Origin of the sequence: Paenibacillus sp. AR247, assembly GCF_002968895.1 — a bacterium.
Classification (GTDB): domain Bacteria; phylum Bacillota; class Bacilli; order Paenibacillales; family Paenibacillaceae; genus Paenibacillus_AQ; species Paenibacillus_AQ favisporus.
Genome location: NZ_PCZT01000012.1, coordinates 486,530 through 492,072, shown reverse-complemented (window position 1 = coordinate 492,072; position 5,543 = coordinate 486,530). Strand labels below are relative to the sequence as shown.

Genomic DNA, 5,543 nt, shown 5'->3' with positions numbered 1-5,543 from the left:
GACGCCGCATATTCGCTCGTCCGGACCATATCGGTCATTTTCAGCTTGCCCTCGTCGATGGCTTCCATGGTCAGCAGCATGGTCATAATTTTCGTAATGCTTGCCGGCGGAAGTTTATCATGGCTGTTCTTCTCATAAATGACCGTTCCTGTATCCGCATCCATAAGGATGGCTGACCTAGCATTCGCCGCCAGCTCCACGCCCGGAGCCTGACCGCCTTTTGGCGCTTCCTCGGCATACCCCAGATAAGGCAGCGCCACCGTGGACAGCCCGAAGGACAGCGCGAGCGCCAGTATCGTTTTTTCAAAATAAGTCCCTCCTGACCTATTGTATAGATTGAACTAAAGCTTTTTCATTGAACTTCCTGTTATTAAGGCCTGATACGGCCTATAACTTTCATTTCTTTAGTTCATTTCTATATGGTTCAATTGAAATGGTTACTGTCTTTCAGTTTCGTCAGGATCACAGGAAAATATTCCATGCCAGGGGCGGCTTACGCCGAATTATTTTTGATACACGCAAAAACCCCCGCAGGTGTCTCCTGCGGGGGTTGCTTTGAATAAACGGCCGTGCATATTACATATGAGGGATGACCGCAAGCACCAGGCCGAGGAACTTCTCGCGGACTCTCTCGGTCGTTTCCATGACCTCTTCATGGGACAATGGCTGGTCCAGAATGCCTGCCGCCATGTTGCTGATGCAGGAAATGCCGAGCACTTCCAGGCCGGCGTGCCGGGCCACGATCGTCTCCGATACCGTCGACATGCCGACAGCGTCTGCACCGAGCGTGCGCAGCATACGGATTTCGGCCGGCGTTTCGTACGTCGGTCCAAGCAGGCCGGCATATACGCCTTCGCGAATCGGAATGTTCTTCGACGCGGCCGTGTCCTTCAAGAGCTGGCGGAGCCGCCGGCTGTACGCCTCGGACATATCGGGGAAGCGGACGCCAAGCGCCGGGTCGTTCGCGCCGATGAGCGGATTCCGGCCGGTCAGGTTCAGATGGTCGGTCAGGACCATCAGGTCTCCCGGCTCGAAAGCCGTGTTGATTCCGCCGGCCGCATTGGTCACCAGCAGGCTTTTCACGCCGAGCTCTTTCATGACCCTTACCGGGAAAGCCGTCACCTCCGGGCCGTAACCCTCATACATGTGGAAGCGTCCCTTCATTAGGACGACGCTGCGTCCTTCAATCGTACCGAGCAGAAGCTCTCCCGCATGGCCTTCTACTGTCGACACCGGAAAATGAGGGATATCCTCGTAGGCAATGGATATGCCGTCCTGGATCAGGTCAGCCAGTATTCCGAGACCGGAACCGAGTATGAGGCCCACTTCCGGTTGAACGCCTCCCTTGCTCTGGATAAAGGCGGCTGCCTCTTGAATTTGCTTCAGCTGTGTCGTTGACATGCGTATAATCTCTCCTAATCGGTATTGGAATGATCCCGTCCACGGGGATGGTGCTCTTCATAAACGTCCTTCATCGTTCTTTTCGTACTTGTGGTGTACATTTGGGTCGTCGCCATATCGGCATGCCCCAGCATCTCCTGTACGGAGCGCAGATCGGCTCCGTTCTCCAGCAGGTGCGCGGCAAATGAATGCCTGAGCGTATGCGGCGTAATCTCGCCTTCGACCTCCGCATCGGCGGCGTATTTTTTTCAACACCTTCCAGAATCCTTGGCGCGTCAGGCGGCTGCCGGTCAGGTTCAGGAACAGGGCTCTGTCGTCCGAGGAGGTTTCCCGTACGAGCGGATCCCGCATTCCGGTTATATACTCCTTGACCGCCCCGGCCGAAATCCCATTGATCGGAAGCACCCGTTCCTTGCCTGCGCTGCTTGTGCAGCGGAGGAAATGCATGTCCAAATTGACATCGTCCACGTTCAGGGAGATGAGCTCCGATACTTTCAAACCGGTACCGTAGAGCAGCTCCAGCATGGCTTTGTCCCGAAGCCCCTGCGGCGCGGAAACATCGGGGGCTTCCAGCAGCCGGTTCACTTCCCCGATGGACAGAACTCTTGGAGGCTTCTTCCTCCTCTTCTCCAGCCGGGGAGCGTCGAGTCCAAGACTCGGATCCTGCCGGATGACGGATTCCCGGATCAAATAATGAATAAAAGACCGTACGGAAACCAGCTTGCGGGCGAGCGTCGCCGGGGCCATGCGCTCCTGCTTCTTCAGGTTCAAATACATTTGGATATGCGTCCGTTTGACCTGATCCGCCGAGTTCAGCCCTCGTTCCTCTACAAATTCCACAAACTGACGGACATCACGGGTGTACGATTCAAGTGTGTTACTGGACAGCCCTTTCTCCTCACGGATGTACCGAATGAAGGGCTGTACATACTGCATCATGTTGTGAAACAGCTCCTTCGGGTTCTTTTTGGATTGACGTATCTTCGTCCTGTTCTACTTCGACAGCAGGGCGGACGTCCCCTGCCGGAGGCATTATTCACCATACCAAAAATAAAAACGGAGCCTGTCCCCCATCCGTTCACCGTTCTGCTTCCCGTCACCGGACTGGAACGCCTTGACGGCATGACCCTCCGGAATGCGGTAATGGTCCACCGGCGTAATCCAAGCGGTGAACAGGGTCAGCACATGGTAGAACATATAGGCCAAAGAAACAAACACGATCAGAAACTTTAGCACGGACAGCCATTTTCGCAGCGGAATGATCATCCCGGAAGCACCTCACATTCTTGAAGGAGACGCCTCTCCTTCCCGTTCATCCTTGCTATATCCAGCATATGAACGTTTGTCCTTATGTATGCCCCAGGACGCACCGACCAAAAAAGCCCCCTTCCGGCAGCATGCCGGGCAGAGAGCTTTGATCGTCAAGATCATATTATAAAATCGTTGTATGATTACTTGTCATCGCTGCCGCCGTTGTCTTCCTTCGCCTTACAGCGGTAGCATACCCCGTGGAAATCAAGACGGTGGTCCGAGACGGTGAAATTGAATTCCCGTTCAACCCGCTCTTCCAGCGGTCCAAGCCAGTCCTCGCGGATCTCATCCATGCTCCCGCATTTCACGCAGATCATATGATGATGGTGATGCTTGGCCGTATCGGTGCGTAGATCGTATCTGGCTACACCGTCGCCAAAGTTGATCTTCTCGACGACATGCAGCTCGCTCAGCAGCTCCAAGGTACGGTACACGGTTGCCAGACCGATTTCCGGAGCCTTTTCTTTCACAAGCATAAATACGTCTTCCGCACTCAGATGGTCTTCTTCATTCTCCAATAGTACTCTGAGGGTAGCTTCCCGCTGGGGTGTCAGCTTATAGCCCTGGGATTGTAATTGTTGTTTGATTTTATCGATCCGTGCTTCCATTGTCTCCCTCCCCACAGGAAAATCTCTGCACCTATCTATAACCGCTTCTCTCATTATATGGGGAGTTGCCAAACAAAGTCAAACGCTTTTGCCTCACATACCGGTGATGGCCGGAGCGTGGATCAGCATGGGCGTCACCCATCTCATCATCGTGGGAGTCACCCAGGTTTCAAACGAGGAGATGCCGAGCATGATCAGGCCCATGACGAGCGTCATCCCGACATACGATGCAAATGGGCGGGTAATGTTGCCCGGACGCTGGAGCATCACCCGGTTTTTAATAATATGAAGCGAAAAGGCGATCGCCGATACGCTGCAAACGATCAGCACCGGAATGATAAGCAGGTTCGGCGGAGCCACCGACACCAGCGCAAACAGCAGACCGTGCCACGAAAATTGGCCGACCAGGTAGCCAACCGTAAAGCCGACCAGAACGCCTTTCAAAAAATCGAGGATCAGAATGCCCGGCAGGCCGATGACCGACAGCCCGAGAATCCAAATCAGACCAACCCATTTCAAATGCAGCCCGGCGATGTCCCAGTAGGAGTGCGCAGGCTGTCCGGCCTCCGCTCCCTGATTAACGGTTACGAAAAAATTGCCCAAATACCGTCCCAAGTCCTGCTGCTGTTCAAGGGAAAGAGCATTGACCATGAGCGCGCCGAAGATGACTCCAACCAGAAACAGTACGGCGACAAAAATATACAGGATGTTTTGTTCTTTCAGGGCATGGCGGAAAGCTCGCATGCAGTTTCTCCCCTTTCCAATCGCATACCCTTACTGTATGAAGGCAAGTCCCAAACTATGTCTTGGACACGGACGACCCTTCCACTTTCCCGTAAGTTCCCCCTCCGCCTGAGGTCAGCTTCAGGGTGCCGTTTCTGGCCATGACGATCATCCGCGCCAAATCGGTGCCCACAACCTCGGCAATTTCTGCTTCACCCGCATGGTGGAGAATCGACATTTCTGTACCGAACCCCTCCAGCAGCTGCTTCATTTTGGCCTTGCCGAGACCCGGAATGAACTCAAGCGGAACCTGGTAATGATATGCCGGCCGGAAGGCAGGCATGTACGGCTCTTTGCGGTCGGCGATATCGAGGATCCGGTCGAGCACCCCCTGTACCCGCTTGGTGCTGCCGCAGAACGGGCAGCCTGCGCCCCCATGTTCGATGTCCAACACGCGGCTGCAGCCATGGCAATAGGTACGGTGGTACTTGCCCAGACGCGGATTGAGGCCGTAGTTCCCTGTCACGCACCTGCCGTCCACCCTCTCCATCGCCTTGCGGAATTCGGCAAAGGTCGGCTCCGCCAAACGGATCCGGTTGTACTCGCGGGCGATTTTACCCAGGGAATGGGCATCGGAGTTGGTTACAAACGTATACGGATCGAGCTCCGATATCAGTCCGGCCATTTCCGAATCGGAGCTCAGCCCAAGCTCGATTCCGCTCACAAGCCCCGGGTCGAGCACATGCTCCATTCGCGGCGTCATGCTGCCGTACAGGCCTTTATGCGGAGTAAAAACGTGGGCGGGAATCATGATGCCTCCCATGTCGTACACCTTAGCCTGCAGCTCCCGTCCGGAAACGTAAATGCGCTGTGAGCTGAGGTTACGTTTTTCATATGGCCTGACATCCAGGCCGTAAAGCGCTGCATCGTAGACAGGTCCGTAAAATAAACGAGCAGATGCGCAGCGCCCTTACCCTGTTCATAGATTTCAATTTCGGAGCCCAGAAGAATCGTGGTTCCCCGGTAGGCGATCCCACCGCCCTGCACTTCATTCATTTCACCGGATTCCAGGCAGTCGATAATGTCCTTCTGGACGACCGGCGAGTGGCAGTCGATAATGCCTACCAGCTCGATCCCTTTGCGCTCCGACGCTTCCTTGGCGATGTTCGCGAACGTCAGATTGGAGCTGCCGCTGATTTTGACCGCATGCCCGTCGTTCGTCCTGCCGATATGGATGTGCAGATCCGCAAAGTATTCGCTCAACATATCCGACTCGTATGCAAGCTCTTGGTGACTGACACGTTCCGGACTGCTCATACGCGGAATTCACCCGTCAGCTTGTTCAACTTCCAGGCGTACACCGCCATAAGTGTCTTAGCGTCGCTGATCCGGCCTTGCGAAATCGCCTCCAGCGCCTCTTCCATCGTCAATTCCAGCAGCTCCACGAACTCGTCTTCATCCGGCGCCGCATCGCCCCCTTGAAGATCATGTGCCACGTAG

General features: G+C 54.9%; 7 protein-coding genes and 2 pseudogenes. All 9 read right to left on the bottom strand.

All coding sequences use genetic code 11. From position 1 onward, the window contains the following. A partial coding sequence (locus CPT76_RS40370; RefSeq protein WP_258168763.1) for a serine hydrolase occupies positions 1-254 on the bottom strand: 254 nt, incomplete at its 3' end. A gap of 322 nt (positions 255-576) precedes the next feature. After that, positions 577-1,401, bottom strand: coding sequence for a purine-nucleoside phosphorylase (locus CPT76_RS23815; RefSeq protein WP_089548077.1), 825 nt, complete (start codon positions 1,399-1,401; stop codon positions 577-579). Positions 1,402-1,415: 14 nt separating this feature from the next. Further along, the gene (locus tag CPT76_RS41625; RefSeq protein ID WP_308737660.1) at positions 1,416-1,613 is read right to left on the bottom strand and encodes a tyrosine-type recombinase/integrase; all 198 of its coding nucleotides are present in this window, start codon (positions 1,611-1,613) and stop codon (positions 1,416-1,418) included. Positions 1,614-1,710: 97 nt separating this feature from the next. Next, positions 1,711-2,337 (bottom strand): annotated as a pseudogene (locus CPT76_RS23810) (site-specific integrase); the annotation flags it as partial. A gap of 96 nt (positions 2,338-2,433) precedes the next feature. Next, entirely contained in the window at positions 2,434-2,667 is a 234-nt protein-coding gene (locus tag CPT76_RS23805) for a DUF4227 family protein (protein ID WP_105444655.1), read from the bottom strand. 185 nt (positions 2,668-2,852) lie between these two features. Beyond that, positions 2,853-3,320 carry a ferric iron uptake transcriptional regulator gene (gene fur / locus CPT76_RS23800; protein ID WP_076170043.1) on the bottom strand — a complete coding sequence of 156 codons (468 nt, stop codon included), beginning with the start codon at positions 3,318-3,320 and terminating at the stop codon, positions 2,853-2,855. Between the two features lie 93 nt (positions 3,321-3,413). After that, complete coding sequence (spoIIM, locus tag CPT76_RS23795) at positions 3,414-4,064, bottom strand: stage II sporulation protein M (RefSeq protein WP_105444654.1); 651 nt, start codon at positions 4,062-4,064, stop codon at positions 3,414-3,416. Positions 4,065-4,119: 55 nt separating this feature from the next. After that, positions 4,120-5,309: pseudogene (locus CPT76_RS23790) on the bottom strand (endonuclease Q family protein). A 47-nt stretch (positions 5,310-5,356) separates the two neighbouring features. Continuing rightward, on the bottom strand, positions 5,357-5,543 hold a 187-nt coding region (locus tag CPT76_RS23785; protein WP_483870073.1), incomplete at its 5' end, for an NUDIX hydrolase.